The organism is Actinocorallia herbida, assembly GCF_003751225.1.
Classification (GTDB): Bacteria; Actinomycetota; Actinomycetes; order Streptosporangiales; family Streptosporangiaceae; genus Actinocorallia; species Actinocorallia herbida.
This window is the reverse complement of the sequence record NZ_RJKE01000001.1, coordinates 8,274,530-8,297,265: the sequence shown is the minus strand read 5'-3', so window position 1 is coordinate 8,297,265 and position 22,736 is coordinate 8,274,530. Positions and strand designations below refer to the sequence as shown.

Annotated in this window: 14 protein-coding genes and 1 other RNA gene; 11 read left to right on the top strand and 4 right to left on the bottom strand. The window is 70.8% G+C overall.

Annotation, left to right across the window (positions count from 1 at the left end):
- Nucleotides 1–34 precede the first annotated feature (34 nt).
- Nucleotides 35–4,861, top strand: coding sequence for an NAD-glutamate dehydrogenase (locus EDD29_RS37670; RefSeq protein WP_246053204.1), 4,827 nt, complete (start codon nt 35–37; stop codon nt 4,859–4,861).
- Nucleotides 4,862–5,027: 166 nt separating this feature from the next.
- On the opposite strand, the gene EDD29_RS37665 is transcribed toward EDD29_RS37670, so the two are convergent.
- A complete protein-coding gene (locus EDD29_RS37665; RefSeq protein ID WP_123668964.1) occupies nt 5,028–5,963 on the bottom strand; it encodes a DUF8094 domain-containing protein in 936 nt (311 codons plus the stop codon).
- A gap of 73 nt (nt 5,964–6,036) precedes the next feature.
- Nucleotides 6,037–7,053 carry a DUF8094 domain-containing protein gene (locus EDD29_RS37660; RefSeq protein ID WP_148086230.1) on the bottom strand — a complete coding sequence of 339 codons (1,017 nt, stop codon included), beginning with the start codon at nt 7,051–7,053 and terminating at the stop codon, nt 6,037–6,039.
- Between the two features lie 95 nt (nt 7,054–7,148).
- Here EDD29_RS37660 and prfB point away from each other — a divergent pair, with 95 nt between their 5' ends.
- Nucleotides 7,149–8,270 carry a peptide chain release factor 2 gene (prfB, locus tag EDD29_RS37655; protein WP_123668962.1) on the top strand — a complete coding sequence of 374 codons (1,122 nt, stop codon included), beginning with the start codon at nt 7,149–7,151 and terminating at the stop codon, nt 8,268–8,270.
- Between the two features lie 55 nt (nt 8,271–8,325).
- On the opposite strand, the gene EDD29_RS37650 is transcribed toward prfB, so the two are convergent.
- Complete coding sequence (locus tag EDD29_RS37650; RefSeq protein WP_123668961.1) at nt 8,326–8,511, bottom strand: hypothetical protein; 186 nt, start codon at nt 8,509–8,511, stop codon at nt 8,326–8,328.
- A 154-nt stretch (nt 8,512–8,665) separates the two neighbouring features.
- Here EDD29_RS37650 and ftsE point away from each other — a divergent pair, with 154 nt between their 5' ends.
- From ftsE to EDD29_RS37610, 8 genes are all read left to right on the top strand, one after another.
- Nucleotides 8,666–9,355: a cell division ATP-binding protein FtsE gene (ftsE, locus tag EDD29_RS37645; protein WP_123668960.1), complete on the top strand. Its 690-nt coding sequence runs from the start codon at nt 8,666–8,668 to the stop codon at nt 9,353–9,355.
- A gap of 13 nt (nt 9,356–9,368) precedes the next feature.
- Nucleotides 9,369–10,274 (top strand): permease-like cell division protein FtsX, encoded by a 906-nt coding sequence (gene ftsX / locus EDD29_RS37640; protein WP_211360134.1) that lies wholly within the window; start codon nt 9,369–9,371, stop codon nt 10,272–10,274.
- Between the two features lie 84 nt (nt 10,275–10,358).
- Nucleotides 10,359–11,183 carry a S41 family peptidase gene (locus EDD29_RS37635; RefSeq protein ID WP_123670931.1) on the top strand — a complete coding sequence of 275 codons (825 nt, stop codon included), beginning with the start codon at nt 10,359–10,361 and terminating at the stop codon, nt 11,181–11,183.
- A gap of 19 nt (nt 11,184–11,202) precedes the next feature.
- Entirely contained in the window at nt 11,203–11,679 is a 477-nt protein-coding gene (gene smpB, locus EDD29_RS37630) for an SsrA-binding protein SmpB (protein ID WP_123668959.1), read from the top strand.
- 1 nt (nt 11,680) lies between these two features.
- Nucleotides 11,681–13,654, top strand: a complete 1,974-nt coding sequence (locus tag EDD29_RS37625) for a penicillin-binding transpeptidase domain-containing protein (RefSeq protein WP_170201736.1) — start codon at nt 11,681–11,683, stop codon at nt 13,652–13,654.
- Nucleotides 13,655–13,785: 131 nt separating this feature from the next.
- Nucleotides 13,786–14,158: a transfer-messenger RNA gene (ssrA, locus tag EDD29_RS37620) on the top strand.
- Nucleotides 14,159–16,720: 2,562 nt separating this feature from the next.
- Complete coding sequence (locus EDD29_RS37615) at nt 16,721–17,794, top strand: hypothetical protein (protein ID WP_123668957.1); 1,074 nt, start codon at nt 16,721–16,723, stop codon at nt 17,792–17,794.
- Nucleotides 17,795–17,883: 89 nt separating this feature from the next.
- Complete coding sequence (locus EDD29_RS37610) at nt 17,884–20,001, top strand: acyl-CoA dehydrogenase family protein (RefSeq protein WP_123668956.1); 2,118 nt, start codon at nt 17,884–17,886, stop codon at nt 19,999–20,001.
- A 40-nt stretch (nt 20,002–20,041) separates the two neighbouring features.
- On the opposite strand, the gene EDD29_RS37605 is transcribed toward EDD29_RS37610, so the two are convergent.
- Nucleotides 20,042–20,875 (bottom strand): hypothetical protein, encoded by an 834-nt coding sequence (locus EDD29_RS37605; protein WP_123668955.1) that lies wholly within the window; start codon nt 20,873–20,875, stop codon nt 20,042–20,044.
- A 333-nt stretch (nt 20,876–21,208) separates the two neighbouring features.
- On the opposite strand from EDD29_RS37605, the gene EDD29_RS47435 reads away from it, so the two are divergent.
- Nucleotides 21,209–22,552, top strand: a complete 1,344-nt coding sequence (locus EDD29_RS47435; RefSeq protein WP_123668954.1) for an acyltransferase family protein — start codon at nt 21,209–21,211, stop codon at nt 22,550–22,552.
- Nucleotides 22,553–22,736 lie beyond the last annotated feature (184 nt).

Genomic DNA, 22,736 nt, shown 5'->3' with positions numbered 1-22,736 from the left:
GGCGTGGTACGCATGCGGACATCACAACGGAGTGATGAAGGGATCGCTGCCGACCATGGGCACACTCGACGAAGCCAAGGACGACCTGCTGCGCCGGGCGGCGCACACGTGCGCCAAACCGCACGAGACCGAGCAGGTGCTGGATTTCCTTAGGCTGTACTACCGGCAGGTCGCCCCGGAGGACCTGCTCACCCGCGACCCCGCCGACGTCTGCGGGCCCGCGCTCGGGCACCGGCACTTCGGCGAGCGCCGCAAGCCGGGCCAGACCCTCCTGCGGGTCTTCACCCCAGGGGTGGAGGAATACGGCTGGGACCCCGGGCACAGCGTGGTGCAGGCGGTCACCGACGACATGCCCTACCTGATCGATTCGCTCACCATGGAGCTGAACCGGCACGGGCTCGCCGTCCACCTGATCGTGCACCCGCTGATGGGCGTCGACCGAGACGCGGACGGGAGGCTGGAGAGCTTCCGGCACAGCCGCGACATCCTCGACGACGTCGACGAGTCGTGGCTGCACATAGAGATCGACCGGACCACCGAGCCGGAGACGCTCGGCGAGCTGAAGGCCGATCTCGAACGCGTCCTCAAGGACGTCTACATGGCCGACGAGGACGAGCCGATGATGCAGTCGCTCGCCGGCCAGATCGCGCTCGACGTGCGGGAGGACCCGCCGCCGCTGCCGGAGAAGGAGATCGCCGAGGGCGTCGAGCTGCTCGACTGGCTCGCCGACGGCCACTTCACCTTCCTCGGCTACCGCGACTACGACCTGTCGGAGGACGGCACGACGCTGGTGCCCGTCCCCGGCACGGGCCTCGGCGTCCTGCGCGAGGAGAAGAAGGAGTCCGGCAGCTTCGCCGCGATGCCGCCCGAGGTCAGGGCCAAGGCGCGCGAGCCGAAGATGCTCATCCTCACCAAGGCCAACAGCCGTGCGACGGTCCATCGCCCGCACTACCTCGACTACATCGGGGTGAAGCGGTTCGAGGCGGGCGAGGTCGTCGGCGAGCGGCGCTTCCTCGGGCTGTTCACGCACGTCGCCTACTCCGAGTCGATCTCGCACATCCCGGTGCTCAAGCGCAAGCTCGACGAGGTCCTCCAGCGCGCCGAGGTCACCCCCGAGTCCTACGACGGCCAGGACCTCATCGAGATCCTGGAGGACTACCCGCGCGACGAGCTGTTCCAGACGTCGGTCGACGACCTCGTCCGGATCGCGACGGGCGTCCTGCGGCTGCGCGATCGCCGCCGGGTCAAGCTGTTCCTGCGCAAGGACGACTACGGCCGCTACATGTCGTGCATGGTCTACCTGCCGCGCGACAGGTACACGACCCAGATCAGGCTGCGCATCCAGGAGATCCTGCGCCGGGCCTTCGACGGCGTCGCGGTCGACTACAGCGCCCAGGTCACCGAGGGACAGCTGGCCCGCCTGCACGTCGTGGTGCGCGGCGAGCGCGGCCGCGACCTGCCGGACGTCGATCCCGACGAGCTGGAGACCAGGCTCGCCGCCGCGACCCGCTCGTGGTCGGACGACCTGGCCGAGGCGATCGTCACCCAGGTCGGCGAGGAGCCCGCCCGCGCGCTGTCCTCAAGGTTCGGGGACGCCTTCCCCGAGGCCTACAAGGCCGATTTCCCGGCCCGCACCGCCGTGGCCGACCTCCGCAGCCTCGACACCCTCGACGAGGCCGTCGAGACCACCATGAGCCTGTACGAACCGTACGAGGCGGGCCCCGGCGAGATCCGGCTGAAGATCTACCACCGCGGCGAGCCCATCTCGCTGTCCCACGTGCTGCCGCTGCTGCAGAACATGGGCGTCGAGGTCGTCGACGAGCGGCCGTACGAGATCAACACCGGTGACCGCAGCAGGTACTTCATCTATGACCTGGGCCTGCGCCACTCCGTCACGGACGTGGAGGAGGGGCGCCTCAAGGGCCTGTTCCAGGAAGCGCTGATGGCGCTGTGGCGCGGCGACGTGGAGAGCGACGGCTTCAACGCCCTCGTCCTGCACGCCGGGCTCACCTGGCAGCAGACGATGGTGCTGCGCGCCTACGCCAAGTACCTGCGCCAGATCGGCACCGCCTTCACCCAGCACTACATCGAGGACGTGCTGCGCGGGAACCCCGCGATCGCGCGGCTGCTGGTCCGGCTCTGGGAGTCGCGCCTCAACCCGGCCCTCACCGCCGGCGCCGACGAGCGCAGCGACGCCATCTCCGAGGAGCTGTCCGGGATGCTCGACGAGGTCGCCAGCCTCGACGAGGACCGTATCCTGCGCAGCTTCTTCGACATGGTCCAGGGCACGCTCCGCACCAACTTCTGGCAGGGCCGCCCGTACCTGTCGCTCAAGTTCGACCCGGCCCGCATCCCCGAGGTGCCGGAGCCGCGGCCGAAGTTCGAGATCTTCGTCTACTCGCCCCGGGTCGAGGGCGTCCACCTGCGGTTCGGGTCGGTCGCCCGCGGCGGCCTGCGCTGGTCGGACCGGCGCGAGGACTTCCGCACCGAGGTCCTCGGCCTGGTCAAGGCGCAGGCGGTGAAGAACACCGTCATCGTCCCGGCCGGGGCCAAGGGCGGGTTCGTCGGCAAGAGGCTGCCCGACCCGGCGATCGACCGCGACCAGTGGCTGTCCGACGGCATCGCCTGCTACAAGGAGTTCATCTCCGGTCTGCTCGACGTCACCGACAACCTCGTCGACGGCAAGGTCGTGCCCGCCCCGAACGTCGTCCGGCACGACGGCGACGACACCTACCTCGTCGTCGCCGCGGACAAGGGCACCGCGGCCTTCTCCGACATCGCCAACGGCGTCGCCGCCGACTACGGCTTCTGGCTCGGCGACGCGTTCGCCTCCGGCGGCTCGGTCGGCTACGACCACAAGGCCATGGGCATCACCGCCCGCGGCGCCTGGGAGTCGGTGAAGTACCACTTCGGCACCCTCGGCCGGGACACCCAGACCGAGGACTTCACGGTCGTCGGCGTCGGCGACATGTCCGGCGACGTCTTCGGCAACGGGATGCTGCTGTCGGAGCACATCAAGCTGGTGTGCGCCTTCGACCACCGGCACATCTTCATCGACCCCGATCCCGACCCCGCGCGGTCCTTCGCCGAGCGCGGCCGGATGTTCGCGCTGCCGCGCAGCTCCTGGGCCGACTACGACGCCTCCCTCATCTCCGAGGGCGGTGGCGTGTTCCCGCGCACGGCCAAGTCGATCCGGATCAGCCGACAGATGCGGGCGGCGCTCGGGATCCCCGAGGGCGTCAACGCGCTGACCCCGTTCGAGCTGATCAGGGCGGCCCTGCTCGCCCCGGTCGACCTGCTGTGGAACGGCGGCATCGGCACCTACGTCAAGGCGTCCACCGAGAGCAACGCCGACGTCGGCGACAAGGCCAACGACCCGGTCCGCGTCGACGGCGGCGAACTGCGCTGCAAGGTCGTCGGCGAGGGCGGCAACCTGGGGCTCACCCAGCTCGGCCGGATCGAGTACGCCAAGCAGGGCGGCCTGGTCAACACCGACTTCATCGACAACTCCGCGGGCGTGGACACCTCCGACCACGAGGTGAACATCAAGATCCTGCTGGACAAGGCGGTCCGCGACGGCGAACTGACGCTCCGCCAGCGCGACGCCCTGCTGGACGAGATGACCGACGAGGTCGGCGCGATGGTCCTGCGCGACAACTACCGGCAGAACGTGGTGCTGGGCGCGACCAGGTCGCAGGCGGCGAGCATGATGCACGTCCACTCCCGCTACCTGCGCAAGCTGGAGCGCGAGGGCGGCATCAACCGCAGGCTCGAGGCGCTGCCCGACGACAAGACGATCGCCGAGCGCCGCCAGGCCGGCCAGGGCCTGGTCTCCCCGGAGATCTCGATCCTGCTGGCCTACACCAAGCTCACCCTCGACGACGAGATCACCGACTCGACCCTGCCGGACGACCCGTACCTGGAGGACTGGCTCGTCCAGTACTTCCCGACGGCGCTGCGCGAGCGGTTCCGGCAGTCGATGGACGAGCACCCGCTGCGCCGCGAGATCATCGCGACCCAGGTGGTGAACGACGTCGTCAACAACTCGGGCACCACGTTCATCTTCCGGTTGAACGAGGAGACCGGGGCGTCCCCCGCCGATCTCGCCCGCGCCTACCTGGTGGCCCGCGAGGTCTTCGACATGCAGCGGTACTGGGCGGACGTCGAGGCGGTCGGCGGGCAGATCGAGCAGTCCGCGCAGATCAAGCTGCTGCTCGAATCGCGCAAGCTCACCGAGCGGGCGACCCGCTGGCTGGTGGCCAACCGGCGGCCCCCGTTCGACATCCGGGCCTCCATCGCGCGGTTCAGGGACGGGGCGCGCAAGCTCCAGACGGCCCTGCCCGGCCTGCTGTCAGGGCGTGACCTCGAGACGTTCACCGAGCGGCGCGACATGTACGCGGCCCGGGGCGTCCCGCTGGACCTCGCCGAGCGTGCCGCGATCATGGTGGCCGCCTACTCCACGCTGGATCTCGTCGAGACCGCGCACGGCACGGGCAAGCCCGTCCAGGAGGTGGCCGAGGTGTACTTCGACCTCGGTGACCGGCTCCAGCTCGCCCGGCTGCGGGAGCGGATCTTCGCGCTCTCGCGGGACGACAGGTGGAAGGCGATGGCCCGCTCGGCGCTGCGCGACGACCTGTACGCCGCGCACGCGGAACTCGCCAGGGACGTCCTGGTGAACACCCCGACCGGTGACCCGGAGGCCCGGGTCGCCGCGTGGAACCTGCGCAACGAGGCCGCGGTGCGGCGGTCGGGCCAGATGCTCTCGGAGATCTGGGAGAGCGACAGCTACGACCTGGCGACCCTGTCGGTCGCGCTGCGCGCCATCCGCACCCTGGTCCGGGCCAGCACCCTGCCGGACTAGCCCCCTGACGGGCCCGCGCGGGGCGCACCGCGCGGGTCGCACAGCACGAAGGGCGCCCCCCATCCAGGGGCGCCCTTCGTATTTCAACGCCGGTGCGGGACGGGGCAGCGGTCGTAACGCCCCGCATCGGCGCGCCGGGGGCCGGAGTCGCTCCGGCGCAGGGCCGTCAGGAGGAGGTGGCCTCCACGGCCTTGCGGCTCACCGCGGTCACCTGGGCGTCACCGGTCGTCGGCACGGAGGCCAGGTACTGGATGAGCGTGGTGGCGGTGAGGTTCTTGACCTTGCCCTTGGGCGCGAGGCCGACGAGGTCGCCCGCGACGGGGACCTTGTCGCCCTTGTAGTTCTCCTTCTGGCGCAGCACGTACCAGACGAAGGCGCCGCCGTCGTCGGTCCGCAGCGCGTAGGTGGAGGTGCCCGCGGGAGTGAACGTGGTGGAGAAGGCGACCCCGGCCTGGTTCAGCCCGGTGTCGATCTTCTGGATCATCGCGTGCGTGTCGGTCGTCTGCGGACCGGAGGCGAGCCCCGCGGCCCCGGCGGCCTGCGGGCCGTCGGTCAGCAGCGTGGCGTGCGCGTCGGCGAGCTGGGCGGGCTGGAGCGCGAGGCCGTCCGAGGCGACCTCGGCGAACCCGGAACCGTCGACCGTGACGCCCTTGAGCGGCGTCGCCTCCTTGCGCTGCGGGTCGGCCGCGAGCTTCCAGCTCCCGTCGCCCTCCTCGACGAACAGGAGCGCGTGCCGGGTGTCGGTGCCGGACTGGGCGTCCACGGCGAACCAGCGCGGCTGGCCGTCGGCGATCCGCGGGATGTAGTAGATCGGGTCGGCGTACGACACGGCCTGGGCCTTCTTGTCGGTCGCCTTGAGCAGCTTGTAGGCCGCGGTGTCCATCTCGAGCTGCGGCCCGGTCTCCACCGGCGTGAGCAGCGCGGCGTTCAGGGCGCCGGCGGCCTTGGCCGTCGTCGTCTGGAACTCGGTGAGGACCGTCTTCGCCTGGTCCAGGGTCAGGGCTGGCGGCGCGTCGGCGTCGGCCGCCTTGTCCGCGCCACCGCCGCAGGCGGAGCTGAGGAGGAGTGGGAGAACGGCAAGTGCCGTGTACGCAGTGCGCATGAAGGGCCTCGTTGGGTGATGGACTGTGCGTCGCCCGGAAGCATCGCACAGTACATGGCCGATCACACTGCGTTCAGGATGAATTGATCCTGGTGACCCCTCCGCCATGGGCGATCACCGCGGCCTTTGGGCGCTCGTCTCCGCCCTTGTACGCGGGGACCACGGCGGCGAACTGGAGGCTGCCGATCTCGTGCGTCTCGGTGGCCTCGATCTCCCGCGACACGCCGCCGCCGAGCGGCATCAGGTGGGCGAACTCCTTCGGCAGCGGGAGCGGCGCGGTGTCCGAGGCGTCCTTGCGCGCCGTCGTGGTGTCGCTGGTCAGCGGGTAGAGCACCAGCGCCGAGCCATCGGAGGTGCGCAGCGCGAAGACCGGCTGGACCGGCACCGTGAACGTGCTGGTGCGCCGCAGGCCGTCCTTCGCCGCCTTCTGCGCGGCCTTCTCATGCGCGCTGAACAGACCGGTCGTGTACGGGCCGCCCTTCAGCACCCGGGCCGAGAAGCTGCCCGGCCCCTCGTCGGCCACCGCGGCCTGGAGCGACGCGACCGCGCCGGGGCTGGTGAGCAGGCCCTGCTGGTCGGCGGAGTCGACGAGCGCGGCGTAGCCCTCTTCGTCCACGGGCACCTTGGGCAGCTTGACGCCCTTGCCGGGCGTGACCGCGATGCTCAACCGGAACCGGGCGTCGGGGTTCTTGCGGATGAACGCCATCAGCACCCGGGACCCGTCCCGCTCGACCGAGGCGACGAACCACTGCGGGTACCCGGTCAGCCGCGGCACCCACAGCGCCGGCTTCCCGTAGCCGTGCCGGACGGGGGTCTTCCCCGCCGCGGCCGCCGCCCGGAACTCCGCGGCGCCGACCCCGAGCTGGGAGTCCTCCGACCAGGACTGGGCGAGCAGGCCGTCGGCCGAGGCACGGGCGAGATCGTCGTTGACGGTCCACGTCCGGAACGCGGTGGCGGCGCTCTCCGGCGTCAGCGGGGTGTCGGCGCTGCTCGCGGCCATCGGGATCGAGGCCACGCGCGGCGGCTCGGCCGCCCCCGCGCACCCGGAGGCGAGCAGCAGGGCCGCGGCGCAGATCACCGTAATCCGCACGGCGTCCCCTTCCGAATCTTGACGGCCATTGGCGTCAGATTGTGCCATCACCCCACGCTGCCCGGCGCGCCGCGGCGGGCGGATAAGCTTGACGGGTGGCAGCCATCGACCCCATGGATCAGATCAAGGAGCTGGGCGCGACCCTCACCGGCATCGAGGCGGTGATGGATCTCGACATCATGCGCCGTGACATCGCCGAACTGCGCGACCAAGCAGCCGACCCGGACCTGTGGAGCGACCAGGAGCACGCCCAGAGCGTCACCCGCAAGCTGTCCAGCCTGGAGAGCGAGCTGGGCAAGGTCGAGGCTTTGCGCGGCCGCCTCGAGGACCTCGAAGTCCTCTACCAGATGGCCGCGGAGGAGGACGACTCCGACACCAAGGCCGAGGCCGACGCCGAGCTGGACACCCTCGCCGGCGACCTGCGCTCCCTCGAGGTGCGCACCCTCATGTCCGGCGAGTACGACGCCCGCGAGGCGCTCGTCTCGATCAACGCCCAGGCGGGCGGGGTCGACGCCGCGGCGTTCTCCCAGCAGCTCCAGCGGATGTACCTGCGCTGGGCCGAGCGGCACGGCTACCCGACGGAGATCTACGAGACCTCCTTCGCCGAAGAGGCGGGCATCAAGTCCACCACCTTCGCCGTCAAGGCCCCCTACGCCTACGGCACTCTGCGCGGCGAGCACGGCACCCACCGGATGGTCCGTATCTCCCCGTACGACAACCAGGGCCGCCGCCAGACCTCCTTCTCCGGCGTGGACATCGTGCCGGTCGTGGAGCAGAGCGACCACGTCGAGATCAACGAGGACGACCTGCGCATCGACGTCTACCGGTCCTCCGGGCCCGGCGGCCAGGGCGTCAACACCACCGACTCGGCGGTCCGCATCACCCACCTGCCCTCCGGCATCGTCGTCTCCTGCCAGAACGAGCGCTCCCAGTTGCAGAACCGCGCCTCGGCGATGAACGTGCTCCAGGCCAAGCTGCTGGAGCGCAAGCGCCAGGAGGAGGCCGACGAGCTCAACAAGCTCCGCGGCGAGGGCACCAGCTCCTGGGGCACCCAGATCCGCTCCTACGTGGTGCACCCGTACCAGATGGTCAAGGACCTGCGCACCCTCCACGAGGAGGGCAACCCCGAGCGCGTCCTCGACGGCTGGATCGACGAGTTCCTCGAGGCCGAGATCCGCTGGCTCCGCAAGGCCGAAGCGGGCGAAGGCGACAACTAAGACACTCGCGTCAGAGCCGGGCCCCCGGAGCCCGGCTCTTCGCGTTGCCGCGGGCTCAGCCCGCCAGGTGCGGCAGGGCGAGCGAGAAGGCGAGCAGCAGGAGCAGCGCGCAGAGGATCATGAGCTGCTGCGGAGTCGGCCCGTGGTGGTGGAAGCGGGCTCGGGCGGCGCGGCAGGAAGGGCAGTTGCCCTCTTCTACGGGGTGTGCGCATCGGGCGCAGATCAGGTGTTCACAGCTCACGGCGCGCCTCCCTTGCTTCGTTCTTGCCGAGCGGAATCAGATGTCCGGAAGAAGGACTATCCATGCCAGTGTCACCCCTAGACTGCTCCAGAGCCAACTCCGAGGGGGACACCGTGGCCCATCAGCCCCTAGACTGGCGCACCGTGATGCAGCCGTGATCAATTTCGACAACGTCACCAAGGTCTACCCGAACCAGAACCGGCCTGCCCTCCAGCACTGCAACGTCGCCGTCGAAAAGGGCGAGTTCGTCTTCCTGGTGGGTCCGTCGGGGTCGGGCAAGTCGACGTTCCTGCGGATGGTGCTGAAGGAAGAGCGCCCGTCCCAGGGGCACGTCTACGTCGCCGGCAAGGACCTGAACAAGCTGACGAACTGGAAGGTCCCCCATCTTCGCCGCCGCATCGGCTGCGTCTTCCAGGACTTCCGACTCCTCCCGAACAAGAGCGTCACCGAGAACGTCGCGTTCGCCCTCGAGGTCATCGGCAAGCCCCGCCGCTTCATCAACAAGGTCGTGCCCGAGGTCATCGACCTCGTCGGCCTCGACGGCAAGGGCCACCGGATGCCGGACGAGCTGTCCGGCGGCGAGCAGCAGCGCGTGGCCATCGCGCGCGCGTTCGTCAACCGCCCGATGATCCTGCTGGCGGACGAGCCGACCGGGAACATCGACCCGGCGACGTCCATCGGCATCATGAAGGTGCTCGACCGGATCAACCGAACCGGTACCACCGTGGTCATGGCCACGCACGACGCCGCCATCGTCGACGCCTTCCGCAAGCGCGTCGTGGAACTCGAGGACGGCCGGGTCGTCCGGGACCAGTCGCGCGGCGTCTACGGCCAGGCCTACTGAGGAAATTTCCCCGATGAGACTCTACTTTGTGTTCCAGGAGATCTGGATCGGCCTGCGCCGCAACCTGACGATGACGATCTCCCTCGTCATCACGGTCGCGATCGCCATGGCGCTGTTCGGCACCGGCATGCTCCTGAAGAAGCAGGTCGACTCGTCCAAGACCTACTGGTACGACAAGGTCAACGTCTCGATCTACCTCTGCGCCAAGACCAGTTCCAACCAGGACTGCGGCAACAAGGAAGCCACCAAGGACGAGCGCGAGACCCTCGTCTCGACCCTCAAGGCGCTGCCTCAGGTCGCCGAGGTCGAGTACGAGGACAAGAACGCCGCCTTCAAGCGGTTCCAGGACCTCTTCGCCAACACCCCGGGCATGATCGCCGCCGTCAAGGAAGGCGACATCCCCGACTCGCTGCGGGTGCGGCTCAAGGATCCGACGAACTTCGAAGAGGTCATCACCGCGGCCAACGACGCCCCCGGCGTCGACCAGATCGTCAACGAGCGCGAACTGCTGGAGAAGCTGTTCCGCATCCTCGGCGGTCTCCAGTGGGCGGCGCTGTTCATCGCGCTGATCCAGGTGTTCGCGGCGGTCCTGCTGGTCGGCAACACGGTCCGGCTGTCGGCGTTCAGCCGACGCCGCGAGACCAACATCATGCGGCTGGTCGGCGCGTCCAACATGTACATCCAGCTGCCCTTCATCCTGGAGGGCGCGATCGCGGGTCTGTTCGGCGGCGTGATCGCGGCGCTGCTGCTGGTCGGCAGCAAGGTCCTGCTGATCGACCGGCTCCAGGAGTCGCTCCAGTTCGCCACCCAGCTCACCTGGACCCAGGTCGCGGGCGTCATCATCTTCTCGATGGCCGTCGGTGTGCTGCTCTGCGCGGGTGCCTCCTTCCTGACCCTGCGGCGCTACCTGAAGATTTAAGCTGCCGGGGTGTCCAGGCCTCGGCGGTCAGTGCGCGGGGCGGCCGTGGTGGCCGCCCTGCTCGGCGCTTACACACTCGGCACGATGTCGGTCGAACCGGCCCGTCCGGGCCCCGCGGCGGCGGGCGGTGGCGTGCCGGGCGACGACAGGGTCCTCGACGACGCGGTCGACGCGATCGCGGACGCCGCTGAGGGGCACGTCAGCCGGACCCGGTTGCGCGAGGCCGCCCTGCGGGCGATGGTGCGGGAACTCGGCGACCCTTGGGCGCGTTACTACCCGCCGCAGGAGTTCGCCGACTTCACCGCCTGGCTGGCCGGGGAAGGCAAGGTCGTCGACCCCGAGCCCGAGACCGGCGACGTGAGCGTCCTGCGGCAGAGCGACCTGACCGTCATCCGGGTCGCGGTGTTCACCCGCGGCGTCGGGCAGCGGGTGCGCGAGGGCGTCACGGGCAGCCACGCGGTCATGCTGGACCTGCGCGGCAATCCGGGCGGGCTGCTGACCGAGGCCGTCGACACCGCCTCGGCCTTCCTGGCCGAGGGGCCCGTCGTCACCTACGACGGCAACGGCACCGACCCGGAAGTGATCACCGTCACATCTCCCGGCGACGCGCGGATTCCCGTCGTCGTACTGGTGGACCAGGGGACCGCGAGCGCCGCCGAGGTCGTCGCGGGCTCCCTGCGGGACCGGGACCGGGCGGTGCTCGTAGGATCACCGACATTCGGGAAAGGGACGGTGCAGGAGCCGGTGCGGCTGCCGGACGGGTCGGCGGTGGAGCTGACCGTGGGTCGCTATGAGACCCCCGACGGCCATAATCTCGAAGGTACCGGCGTCGAACCGGATGTGGCGGCCGAGGAATCGGACGCCGAGGAGCGTGCCCGGACCGTCCTCGCGGGACTGTCCGGAGCCTAGGTAGGGGAGAGCAGAGCAAGTGCCTCGGGAGCAGGGCCAGAAGTACATCGCCCAGAACAAGAAGGCGCGGTACGACTACCACATCGAGGACACCTGGGAGTGCGGCATGGTGCTCACCGGGACCGAGGTCAAGTCGCTGCGCCAGGGCCGCGCGTCCCTCGTCGACGGCTATGCCGCGGTCGACGGGCACGGTGAGGTCTACCTCTACAACATCCACATCCCCGAGTACTCCCAGGGCACCTGGACCAACCACACGGCCCGGCGCACCCGCAAGCTCCTGCTGCACCGGCGTGAGATCTCCAAGATCCTCAAAGAGACCAACGAGCCGGGATTGACGCTCATCCCGCTCGCCCTGTATTTCAAGGACGGCAGGGCCAAGGTCGAGATCGGTCTCGCCCGGGGCAAGAAGACGCATGACAAGCGGCAGACCATTGCCCAGCGCGAGGCCGACCGGGAGATGGCCCGGCAGCTCCGAGCGCGGAACCGGGGTCGGTGAAGTGAGCAGGACACGCAGGGTCGTCGGGGCGACGACGGTCGGGGTGATGCTCGCAGGCCTGCTGTCGGCGTGCGCGCAGGCCTCCCCGTTCACGACGGTGAAGGACTTCCTCGTCGCCTGGCAGGTGGCGAACTACGAGGCGGCCGCCGAGCACACCACCGGCGACCCGAAGGAGGTCGCGCAGGCCCTGGAGGGCGTGCGGACCCAGCTCGACGCGGCCTCGCTGCGGCTGCGGCTGCGGCCCGCGAGCACCCCGGGCGGCCCCGAAGAGGAGGGCCGCATCGAGAAGACCGGTGCGGACACCGCCGCGGCCCGCTTCCAGGTCAGGATCGACCTGGGCGAGAACGGCCGCCCCCTGGAGTACCAGGGGCAGATGAACCTCAAGCGGATCGGCGGGATCTGGAAGGTCGTCTGGAGCCCGTCGGTGATCCACCCGGCGCTCCAGGAGGGCGAACGCCTCGCCGTCGTCTCCGAGTCGGCGCCGCGGGAGGTGATCCAGGACAACAAGGGCCGCACGATGCTCCAGTCTCTGAAGACCGATGTGTTCGGCGTGGTCCCCACCCACCTCACCGACGTGGACGCCACGGTCGACGGCATCGGCGACGTCACCGGGCAGGACAAGGACCGGCTCAAGGGCCGGATCTCCTCGGCTCCGCCGCGCGCCTTCCTCCAGCTCGCGGAGGTTCCCAACGGCGGCCCCCAGGCGCGGAAGCTGCGCGGGGTGCCCGGCGTCGAGCTGCGCACGAAGAACCTGGAGACCCAGCCCGTCCAGGCCCAGGCGCTTCTCGGGCTCGTCGGCCCGGCCACCAACGACGTGCTCAGCCAGGTCGGCGCGCCCTACCAGCCGGGCGACACCGTCGGCTCGTCCGGGCTCCAGCTGCTGTTCCAGCGGCGCCTGGCCGGCCTGCCGTCCGTCAAGGTCGTGATCCTCGACGCGAAGGGCGACCGCCGCAAGGAGATCCGCGACTTCAGCGAGGCCGACGCCGAGGTCGCCACCGCAGGGCAGGACGATCTGACCCCGCGCGAGCCCATGCCCGTCCGCACCACCATCGACCGGGCGGTGCAGGCCCGCGCCGAGAACGCGCTCCGGGACCTCGCCGTGCCCGCCTCGCTCGTCGCGGTGCGCAGCCAGACCGGCGAGGTGCTGGCCGCGGCCAACCACATGACCGGCGTCCAGAACCTCGCCTTCGAAGGGCTCTACTCGCCCGGCACGACCTTCTCGCCCGTCGTCGCCGCGGCGCTGCTCGCCAACGGCGGGCAGAAGCCGGAGACGGCCTCGGAGTGCACCGAGGAGGAGACCATCGGCGGCGAGGTGTTCTCGGTGTCCAAGCCGCGCACACAGTCCACGCTCGGCCTGAACGTGGCCACCGGCTGCCGGACCGCGCTCGCCCGCGAGGGCGCGGCGGTCGACCCCACGGCCTTGGCCACGACCCTCCAGAAGTTCGGTCTCGACGGCCAGACCTCCTGGGACCTGTCGAAGGTCAGGCACTCCGAGCCCCAGGGCCTCGCCCCCGTCACGGAGGCGGACAAGGCCCGCTTCGCCGTCGGTGAGGGCGACGTCAAGGTCAGCCCGCTGACGATGGCGCTGTTCGCGGCGGCCCTCCAGAACGGGACCTGGCGTGAGCCCCTGCTGATCCAGGACCCGCCGCCCACCACGCCCCCGCTCGCCCGGTCCATCGATCCGACCATGCTGACGCAGCTTCAGAAGATCATGTCGATGGGTGTCAACAAGGGCACCGCCAAGGCCGCGGTCTCCGGGCACCGGAGGTACCAGGGCGGCCTCGCCGCGACCGTCGAAGAGGGCGGCAAGACCGTCTCCTGGTTCGTGGGGTACTACCAGAACAACCAGAACACCTACGGCATCGCCTTGGCCGTCGAGGGCAAGGTCAACGCCGCGGCGGTCGCCGCGGCGTTCATCAACGCCTCGCCCACCATCCCCGGCGCCGAGACCGGCGCCTCCGACGACGCCGCCTGACGTCCCGGGTCCGGCCCGCCCAGGCCGGACCCGCCCCGGGGCCTGCGGACCCTCCCCGGCAGGTCGGCCGGGAATACCGTTGGCACCTGTGGTGTTGAGCAGATACGATTGGGCTGTTGATAACTGAACATGGGGGTGACTGGTTTCGACTGCGGTAGTCGTGCCAGGAGAAGCGGGCCGAGGGTTGCGATCACGACCTCGTAAATCCCGAGATCGCAAACCAATAAGTGCCAACTCTAAGCGCACTGAGTTCGCCCTCGCCGCCTGAGGCGAGTAGCGACTCTGTCGGCCTAGGAGAGTCTCCGACCTAGGATCCGGCATCGTGAGGAGACTCAACCCACCGCCCCGGTCGCGGGGGAGGTGGGGAAACCAAACAGCGACTGAGCCTGTCAGTGACTAGCCTGCAAGAGCACTGGGGCTGAGAAAACGCCAAGCAAGGCTGCGCCCGGAGAAGACCTGTCTCACTGCTGTAGGACCAGGGTTCGATTCCCTGCACCTCCACCGATGAACAAGCCGTGTTCGCGCGCCCAAGGCCTCCGGCCTCGGGCGCGCCCCCACGACTCCCGCACCCCCATGATCGTCGCGCCTTCCACACCACCCGTGGAGGGCGCTTCTCTTTTCCCCACCCCAAGGCACGAAGCCCAGCGCGTGAGCCGGCGCGCAAGCCACCAGGCCGGAAGTCCCGAGCAGGCTCAGCGCGACGAAACCCGCAGCGGCAAGACGAGGCACGACCCGAACGGCTTCCCACTACCTGCGCCCGGCGGCCTCGGCACCCGACCGCGCAACCCCCTCACGACGACGAAGAGCGCACCGAGGCCGACCCGCGCCCGACCCCACCGCGCGACGACCACGCGGAGGGGCCTCGAAGCCCGAAGCGAAGCGAGTCCGCACCGCCCTCGCGAGACGTGGTCTTCGCGCGCATACCGCAAGGCCCGAACCCCGACCCGCCCCGCGGCGGCGGGGTCAGGGCGCGTGCCGAGTGAATCGGCACCGCGAGGCCGGGTGCCGGGTGGGGCCCGCCACGCTGCCCGGCCTGCCCCGATCCCCGGCACGGCCAGAACAGGACCCGGTACCGAGCGGCCTGGCGACCCCGACACCCGAGCACGCAGCTCCGTCAGCCACGCCGAAGACACCCGGCACGGCAACGAAGGGCGCAGCGAAGCCAGGCCGCGCACCCCCGCCGCACACCCGGCTTCGCTCATTCCCCGCCCCGCCCCGCACGGCTCGAGGTTTCATGCCGGGCCGTGTCTCGCACGTGCCGCGCCTCGTGCCCGGCTTCGTGCGTGCCCCACCCGGCACCGGGGCTTCATGCCTGGGCCGGGGCGGACTTCGCGCCGAGCTCGCCGCGGGACTCCGGGGGTGCCGGCGGACCGGGATCCTTCGCGGACATCGGTGCTGTGGGCGCATCCGCCTCGCCGACGAGCACGCCGAGCAGCCGGTGGCATCGAGTGGCCGGGGTACCTGTGGGCGGCGGTCGCTGCGCGCGACACCCGCGCAGCGGCGGGGGCGCTGAGCGCTGGGCTCACGGGCAAGGAGGAAGGGGCATCGGGTGACGCGAGGGGAGGTGCGCGGGGGGTGCGGGAGGTGTGGGCGCGGCGGGTTGGTGGGGGCGTTGGCTGGTGGGTGGGGAGGTGCGCGGGGGGCTGGTGGGGGCGTTGGCTGAGCTTCTTGGGCGTGTGGGCTTGGGGGAGTCGGGCTTATGTCGTACTTGCTGAGGGTTTACCCGGGTTGGGTCTCCCCGTGCTGCCCTCTCGCGTGTTCCGTGCCGTGCATCCCGATTCGTCCCTGCCCGCCTGGCCCTGGGCTTCCCCGCGCTGTTCCCTCGCGTGTTCCGCGCCGCGCCGGGCTTCGCGGCGCGCCGGTCAGCGTCGTCGGACTTCGCTGCGCCTTTCGTCGCTGTGCGGGGCTTGCGCGCATGGGTGGCGAGGCCGCCGGAGCGTCAGGTGGTGGGGGGCTCTTACCTCGTGTCCGTCCCCGCCGACGCCCCGGACGCGCGCCGCCCGGCTTCTCGCCGGGTGGCTCTCGTCGCCGCGAGGGTTCCAGGCAACGGAGCCTCCCGCCTCGCCCGTCTCACATCCCGTGCACTCCGACGAGCCTCCCGCGACTTCGACCTCGCGAGCCTCGGCCTCGTCAAGGTGCTCCCCACCCCGCGGGCGGCCTCACCTGGACCCCCAAGGCGGCCTTCCAGCGCCCCGAGTACCTTGCGCCCGCGCGCCTGCTCCGCCTCGCTTCACCCGCCTTGAGTTCCGCTCCTCCTCGCGCGGGGCCCCGCCCCTCGCGCCCCCGCCCCTTGGGTCTCGCGCCCCTCGCGCCCCCGAGTCTCGGGTCTCGCGGCCCTCGGGTCTCGCGTTCCGGGCTCTGCGTGCTCGGGGGATCGGGTCGCAAGAGCGCCAGGGGGCGAGGTCTCTCGCCCTGCGAGCTTTGCCCGGCGAACCTGAGGCGCCGCGCTGGGCATCGTGCCTCGTGCGCTCTGTGCCAGGTCGGGCTCGGCGTGTTGCGCGGCCTGGCGTGGGGGTCGGGCTTCGCCCGGCCCGGCGGCCCTGGACGTGTCGGGCCTGTGCGTTCCCGGTACGGGGCATGGGGGGTCATGCGCCATCGGGTGGCGGGCCGGGTGTCTTCGGCGTGGCTGAGGGGGGTGTGCGCTCGGGGCGGCCGGTGAGGGGGCCGGGGGTGCTGGGTGCTGTGGAACTGGTGGCTCGTGTTGTGGGTTCTGCGTTGTGCGGGGTCAGGGTGGGGGGCTTTGCGGGAGGTGGGGGAGGTGGGGGTGGGTGTGTCGGGGTGGTTTGGTGGGGTTTGGGGTGTGTTGTTGAGCACTTGGGTGGGGGTTATGGGGGGTTTGGGGGGCGCGGGGGAGGGGGGTTCTAAGTTGTTATCGACTCGCGGCGTCCAGAATCTTGATCTTCGCGTAGCCTGTGCCGCATGTCCGATCAGGGGGAGCTTTCGGGGCGTCCGGAAAACGAGGCCGAAAGTGGCGCCGTGCGCAGTGAAGGTGAAGAGGCGGTAGAGCCTCGGACGGGACCGCAGCCGGTGTTCGCCGAGCCTACCCGTTCGGGAGCCGAGAATCCGGTGGTCGGCGGGGACGTCGTCGCGGAGAGCGCGTACGCGTCCGGTGAGCGGCCGGTGGTCGCCGCGGGGACCACGGCCGAGGGCGCCGGATATCCCGATTCCGGATATCCGGAATCCGGTGATCGCGGCGAGGACTTCGGCGGGCTCGACGACGGGCCCGGGGTCGCCGGGTACGCGGGCGTCGACATGTCGGGTCCTGAGGGGCCCGTCAAGGCGGGCATCCCCTCCAGCGGCAACTGGCGCATGCCGGAATGGATGCGCGAGGAGACCGAGGCCAACAAGCAGGCCGGCGTCCAGAACGCCGGATTCGACGAGGGCGAGATGCGCCGCGACCGCGGCCGCACGTACGTCTTCGCCGGCATGGGCGCGGTCGCCCTCGTCGCGTTCATCGCCCTCGGCGTCATGGTGCTGAAGGAGGACGGCTCGGCCGACGACGGCGGTGACGCCAGGGTCGGCCCCTCGGCGACGACCAAGGCCCCCGTGCCGACGCTGACCCAGGACCCCGAGGCGCACCCGCTGAAGCCGCTGAAGGCGTTCAAGGGCGCCGGGTCGCCGGTCGCCGGTGCGGTCGCCGACGCGAACGCGGGCCTGACGTACCCCGCGTTCGGCGGCAAGTGGACGGTCCCGACCAAGAAGAACAAGCTCTTCCAGCCGGGCTGGTCCGGCCAGCAGATCATGGTGACCGAGCAGAAGGGCACCCAGCTCTGGTACGGGACGATCCTGTCCAAGCCGCTCGGCCCCGTCGAGAAGCGGCTGACGGCGTCCGGTTCGTCCCTCCAGGAGAAGACCGAGCTCGTCGCCTCGGGCCTTGAGGACCAGCTCTACCGGTTCCCGCACAAGAACAAGCCGATCGCCTCCCAGGAACTGAAGCTGGAGGGCGGCAAGGGCTGGCTCGTGGCGTCCCAGTTCAGCTTCGACCGGACGCCCATCCGGGCCAAGAGCGAGATCGTGGTGACCGCGCTCGTGGACACCGGCAAGAAGAGCCCGTCGCTGCTGTTCATGTCGATGCCGAACACCGCCAAGAACCTGTGGCCCGACATCAACGCGGTCGTGGACGGCCTGCGCGTCGGCTGATCCGGGATCCGGGACGGGCCCGGCACCGGTCACCGAACCGGATTCTAGTAACCTGCTCCTTACTCTCAAGTGGTGAGGAGCTGGTTTCATTGGCGATCGGACTCAACGAGGAGCACGAGGCGCTTGCCGCGTCCGTCCGCGGCTTCGTCGCACGGCACGTCGAGGCCGCCGAGGTGCGGGCCGGGCTGCCGCGGCCGCCGTTCGCCGCCGCGCTCGCCGCGCAGGGCCTCCTGGGCCTCCACGTGGCCGAGGAGCACGGCGGCCAGGGCTTCGGCCTCGTCGAACTCGCGGTGGCCCTGGAGGAGCTGGGCCGCGGCCTGGTCCCCGGCCCGTACACCCCGACGGTCCTCGCGGCGGCCCTCCTCGCGGACTCCCCGGCCGCCGCGGACGTCCTGCCCGCCCTCGCCGACGGGTCGCGCACCGCGGCCGTCGCGCTGACCGCGGCCCTCGTCCGCGACGGCGACACGGTCTCCGGCACCGCCGCGACCGTCCTGGCAGGGGAGGGCGCCGACCTCTTCCTGCTGCCCGTGGGCGACGAGTGGGTCCTGCTGGACGCCGCCGACGTGACCGTCACCCCGCAGGAGGCGCTCGACCTCACCCGGGGCATCGCGGCCGTCACGGTCGAGATTGTCGCGGCCCCACCCGTCAAGGGAGTGGGCGACGTAAGCGCGCTTGCGGCGGTCGTCCTTGGCGCGGAAGCCTGTGGGGTCGCCGGACGGGCGCTCGACGACGCCGTCGCGTACGCGAAGCTGCGGGAGCAGTTCGGCCGTCCCATCGGCCAGTTCCAGGGCGTCAAGCACAAGCTGGCGCGCATGCAGGTGCTCGTGGAGCGGGCCAGGGCGACGGTCTGGGACGCCGCCCGCTCCCTCGACCCCTACGCGGTCGCCGCCGCGGCGGTCCTCGCGGCCGACGCCGCGGTCTCCTGCGCGTCCGACAACATCCAGACGCACGGCGGCATCGGCTACACCTACGAGCACGACGCCCACCTCGTCTACCGCCGCGCGCTCACCCTGCGCGCGCTGGTGAAGGGCGACAAGGCGGACTCCCCGGAGGACCGCCTGGCCGCGCTCGCCCTCGCCGGGGTCCGCCGCGAGATGGCGCTGGAGCTGCCCGCGGAGGCCGAGCCGCTGCGCGCGGAGGTCAGGGCGCAGGTCGCCGAGCTCGCCGAGCTCGACGAGACCGCGCGTCGCCGGGCGATGGCCGAGGGCGGCTGGGTGACCCCGCACCTGCCGAAGCCCTGGGGCCGCGACGCGGGAGCCCTGGCGCAGGTCGTGATCTCCCAGGAGCTCAAGGCGGCCAAGGTGAAGGCGGTGCCGCTGCTCATCGGCGCCTGGGTGGTGCCCTCGCTGGTGCAGTACGGCACCGAGGAGCAGAAGGAGCGGTTCCTGCCGCCGACGTTCCGCGGCGACTTCCTGTGGTGCCAGCTGTTCTCCGAGCCCGGTTCCGGATCCGACCTCGCGGGCCTGCGCACCCGCGCCGAGCGCACCGAGGGCGGCTGGCTCATCACCGGCCAGAAGATCTGGACGTCCCTGGCCCGCGAGGCCGCCTGGGGCATCTGCCTGGCCCGCACCGACGCCGACGCGCCCAAGCACGAGGGCATCACCTACTTCCTCGTCGACATGGCCTCGGCCGGCGTCGAGATCCGCCCGCTGCGGGAGGCGACCGGCGACGCGGTGTTCAACGAGGTGTTCCTGGAGCAGGTCTTCGTCTCCGACGACCTGGTCGTCGGCCCCGTCGGGGCGGGCTGGCAGGTCGCCAGGAACACCCTCGCGAACGAGCGGGTCGGCCTCACCTCGTCGTTCCAGCTCGGCGGCGACCTGCCGAAGCTGGTCAGGCTGATCGGCGAGCTCGGCCTCGCCGACGACCCCGTCGTGCGCCGCGGCCTCGGCGCGCTCGCCGCCGACGAGCACGCCTTCCAGCTCCTCGGCCTCCGCGCGACCATGAAGCAGCTCTCGGGCACCGACCCGGGCGCGACCGCGACCGTTCGCAAGCTCGTCGCGATGGAGCACGGCCAGCGGGTGACGGAGTTCGGCTACGAACTGCTCGGTGCGGACGGCGTCCTGACGGGCGGCTGGAAGAGCCCGCTCCGGGCCAGGTGGACCCGCTACCTGCTGGCGTCCCGCGCGATGACGATCGGCGGCGGCACCACCGAGATCAACCTCAACGTGATCGGCGAACGCATCCTGGGCCTTCCACGGGACGCGTGAGCGAGCCCGTCCGGGGCGGTCAGAGGGCCGCCCCGGGGGCCTACCTCATGTTCGAGTGGATGACGCCGATGCCGACGGCGCCGACGGTGCTCGCGCCGTTGAGCGAGGCCATCACCAGGTGGTCCTTGGTGTCGGAGTAGGCCTCGAGATCGGCGCCGAGGAGTTCGACCCCGGCCGGGATGAGGGAGGCGACGTCCTCGGGCAGGTACTGGATGAAGTTGCCGCCCGCGGTCAGGTCGATCGTGTGCTTGTAGATCTTGGTCTTCTTGTCGAACTGGGTGTTGATGCCCGGAAGGTCCTTGATCTGATTGGTGAGGAAGCGGGGGTCGGCCTGCCGCTTCATCTCGTCGAGCTGCGCCTTGGTGAGGGTCTCGCGCTCGAGGGGCTGGTCGCCGACCTTCGTCGTCATCACCCTGCCCTTCACGGTGACGACGGTGGTGCTGACCTTCTTCCAGTTCTTGCCGTTCAGCTTGCTGCGCACGCTCGTCGACTTCATCGTGAACTTCGGCTTGAGCGTGAACGTCGCCGTCTCCTGGATCTGCTCCGTGCCGGTGGGCAGGATCCGCAGGGTGCCGATCTGGCGGTCGAAGGAGGTGAGCTGCGCGGGCGGCGTGCCGGTCGTGCCCGGAGCCTGGGGCACCGTCACGGGGAGGGCCGGGGCCGGCGGGGCGGCGGCGGGCTCGGGCGGCGCCTTGGTCTTCAGGGGCTTGGGCGCGCCGGGGTAGTCCTCGGCGACCGGGGTGATCGAGGTCTCCGCCGGGGTGCCGCCGTCGAAGGCGGCGCCGGGGCGCACGAAGCCGAGGGCCGCGGCGGGGACCAAGGCCATGGCGATGATCGTGACCAGGCCGACGGTGCGGTCGGTACGACGATCCACGGTGTTCCTCCTGGGGGGTCAGGGCACCGATTCAACACCACATGACCCGTCGGTAACAATGCTTGCCGTGATCGGCCTCTTGCGGTCAGCGCGCCCAGGAATGGTGCCGGAAGAGTACCGAATTCAGATACCTCGTCCTGGGAAACAGTACTCGGCCGGGAAACGAACGGGTCGGCTGAGCGGGCTGTGCTTCCTGATGCGATGCCAGATCGAAACCTGACGGAGACTGCGGCCGGGTGCGAGCGGTGCCGGCTCATGGCCCGGAAGGTCCCCGGCACTTCCCGCGACAGGGCAAACTAGTCCGATTCCCCAGGAGATCCCCCAGGAGGTGGCGTGGCCGCACCGAAGCCGGCCCGGACGTCCACCGGGCACCTCGCCGCGCTGGACGGGCTGCGCGGCCTCGGCATCGCCCTGGTCGTGGTCATCCACGTGGCGGGCCCGACCGCCATGCTGACCCTGCCCGACCTCCAGTGGCGGATCCTCAACATGTTCTCGGTCGGCGTCCCGATCTTCTTCGTGCTCTCCGGCTACCTGCTGTACCGGCCGTACGCGCGGGCCGCCTTGGCCGGGACCCCGTCGCCGCGCACCGGCGAGTACCTGCGCCGCAGGGCGCTGCGCATCCTGCCCGCCTACTGGGTGATGCTCCCGTTCGGGATGATCCTCCTCAACCCCGAAGATGCGGGCGATCTGTGGCTGTGGCTGAAGATGGCCACCCTCACCCACAACTACGACCTGCACCCGGAGTGGGAGCTCGGCGCGTCCGGGCCGACGGCGCTCGGCCCGATCTGGAGCCTCTCGACCGAGGTGACCTTCTACCTGCTGCTGCCGCTGTTCGCCGCGGGCCTGCGCAGGTTCGCGCGGGGCGATTCCCGCCGTCTGCTCTCCGGCATCGGCGTGCTCTTCGCGCTCTCGGTGGCCGAGACGTTCGTGGTGCGACGGCTGGAGTACCTCGGCACGATCTTCGGGCAGGACCCGATGATCTTCCTGTTCTACAACGAGCACCTGCTGCCCAGGTCGCTGATGTACTTCGCCGTCGGCATGGCCGTCGCCGTCCTGGCCGAGCGTCCGAACCGCCTCAGCGCCGCGGTGGGGAGCTCCCCGGGCATCGGGTGGGTCCTCGCGCTGTGCCTGATGGCGCTGGGCTCGACGCCGCTGGTGACCCCGCTCGACGGCGCGCAGACCGCCGACCAGTACACGGTGTTCATCGTGCTGGCCGTGGTGATCTCCGCCGCGGTGGTCGCGCCCGCCGCGCTCGCCCCGGAGCAGCCGCTCACCCGCCTGCTGCTGGCCAACCCGGCGATGCGGCAGCTCGGGCTGATCTCCTACGGGCTGCTGCTGTGGCACTCACTGGTGATCGACGGCTGGTACCGGCTCACCGGCCGCGACATGTACCGGCTCGACTTCTGGCTCGTCCTGTTCGTCACCGTGCTGTTCGGGCTGATGCTCGCGCTGCTCAGCCATGTCTTCGTCGAGCAGCCCGCCCAGCGGCTGGCGCGGCGGCGGCGTCAGGAGCAGCACCGCGAGCAGGACGCACAGGACCGCCGGGACCTGCTCGGAGAGCGGCCCGTAGAGGACGGCGAGGCCGCGCGGGTAGAGGTAGGCGGCCAGGACGAGGGACCCGGCCGAGAGGCCCGCGAGGGCGACGAGAAGGGCGTCGGGGAGCCTGCGCGGTCGTAGGAGGCGGGCCGCGCCCAGGGCGGCGAGCGCGGCGACGAGGCCGAGCGGGCCCGCGGTCCACAGGCCGAAGGCCGCGCCGCCCCAGCGCAGGTCCCGGTCGCGGGGCTGCCGGGCGGGCGCACCGGGCCGTCCGGGAAGGGCGGCGAGCAGCGCGACGAGCAGGACGAGTCCCAGCCCTGCCAGG

Coding starts and splice junctions, on each gene's coding strand:
- EDD29_RS37670 (WP_246053204.1), top strand. CDS start 35: ATGAAGGGATCGCTGCCGACCATGGGCACACTCGACGAAGCCAAGGAC.
- EDD29_RS37665 (WP_123668964.1), bottom strand. CDS start 5,963: ATGCGCACTGCGTACACGGCACTTGCCGTTCTCCCACTCCTCCTCAGC.
- ftsX (WP_211360134.1), top strand. CDS start 9,369: ATGAGACTCTACTTTGTGTTCCAGGAGATCTGGATCGGCCTGCGCCGC.
- EDD29_RS37635 (WP_123670931.1), top strand. CDS start 10,359: ATGTCGGTCGAACCGGCCCGTCCGGGCCCCGCGGCGGCGGGCGGTGGC.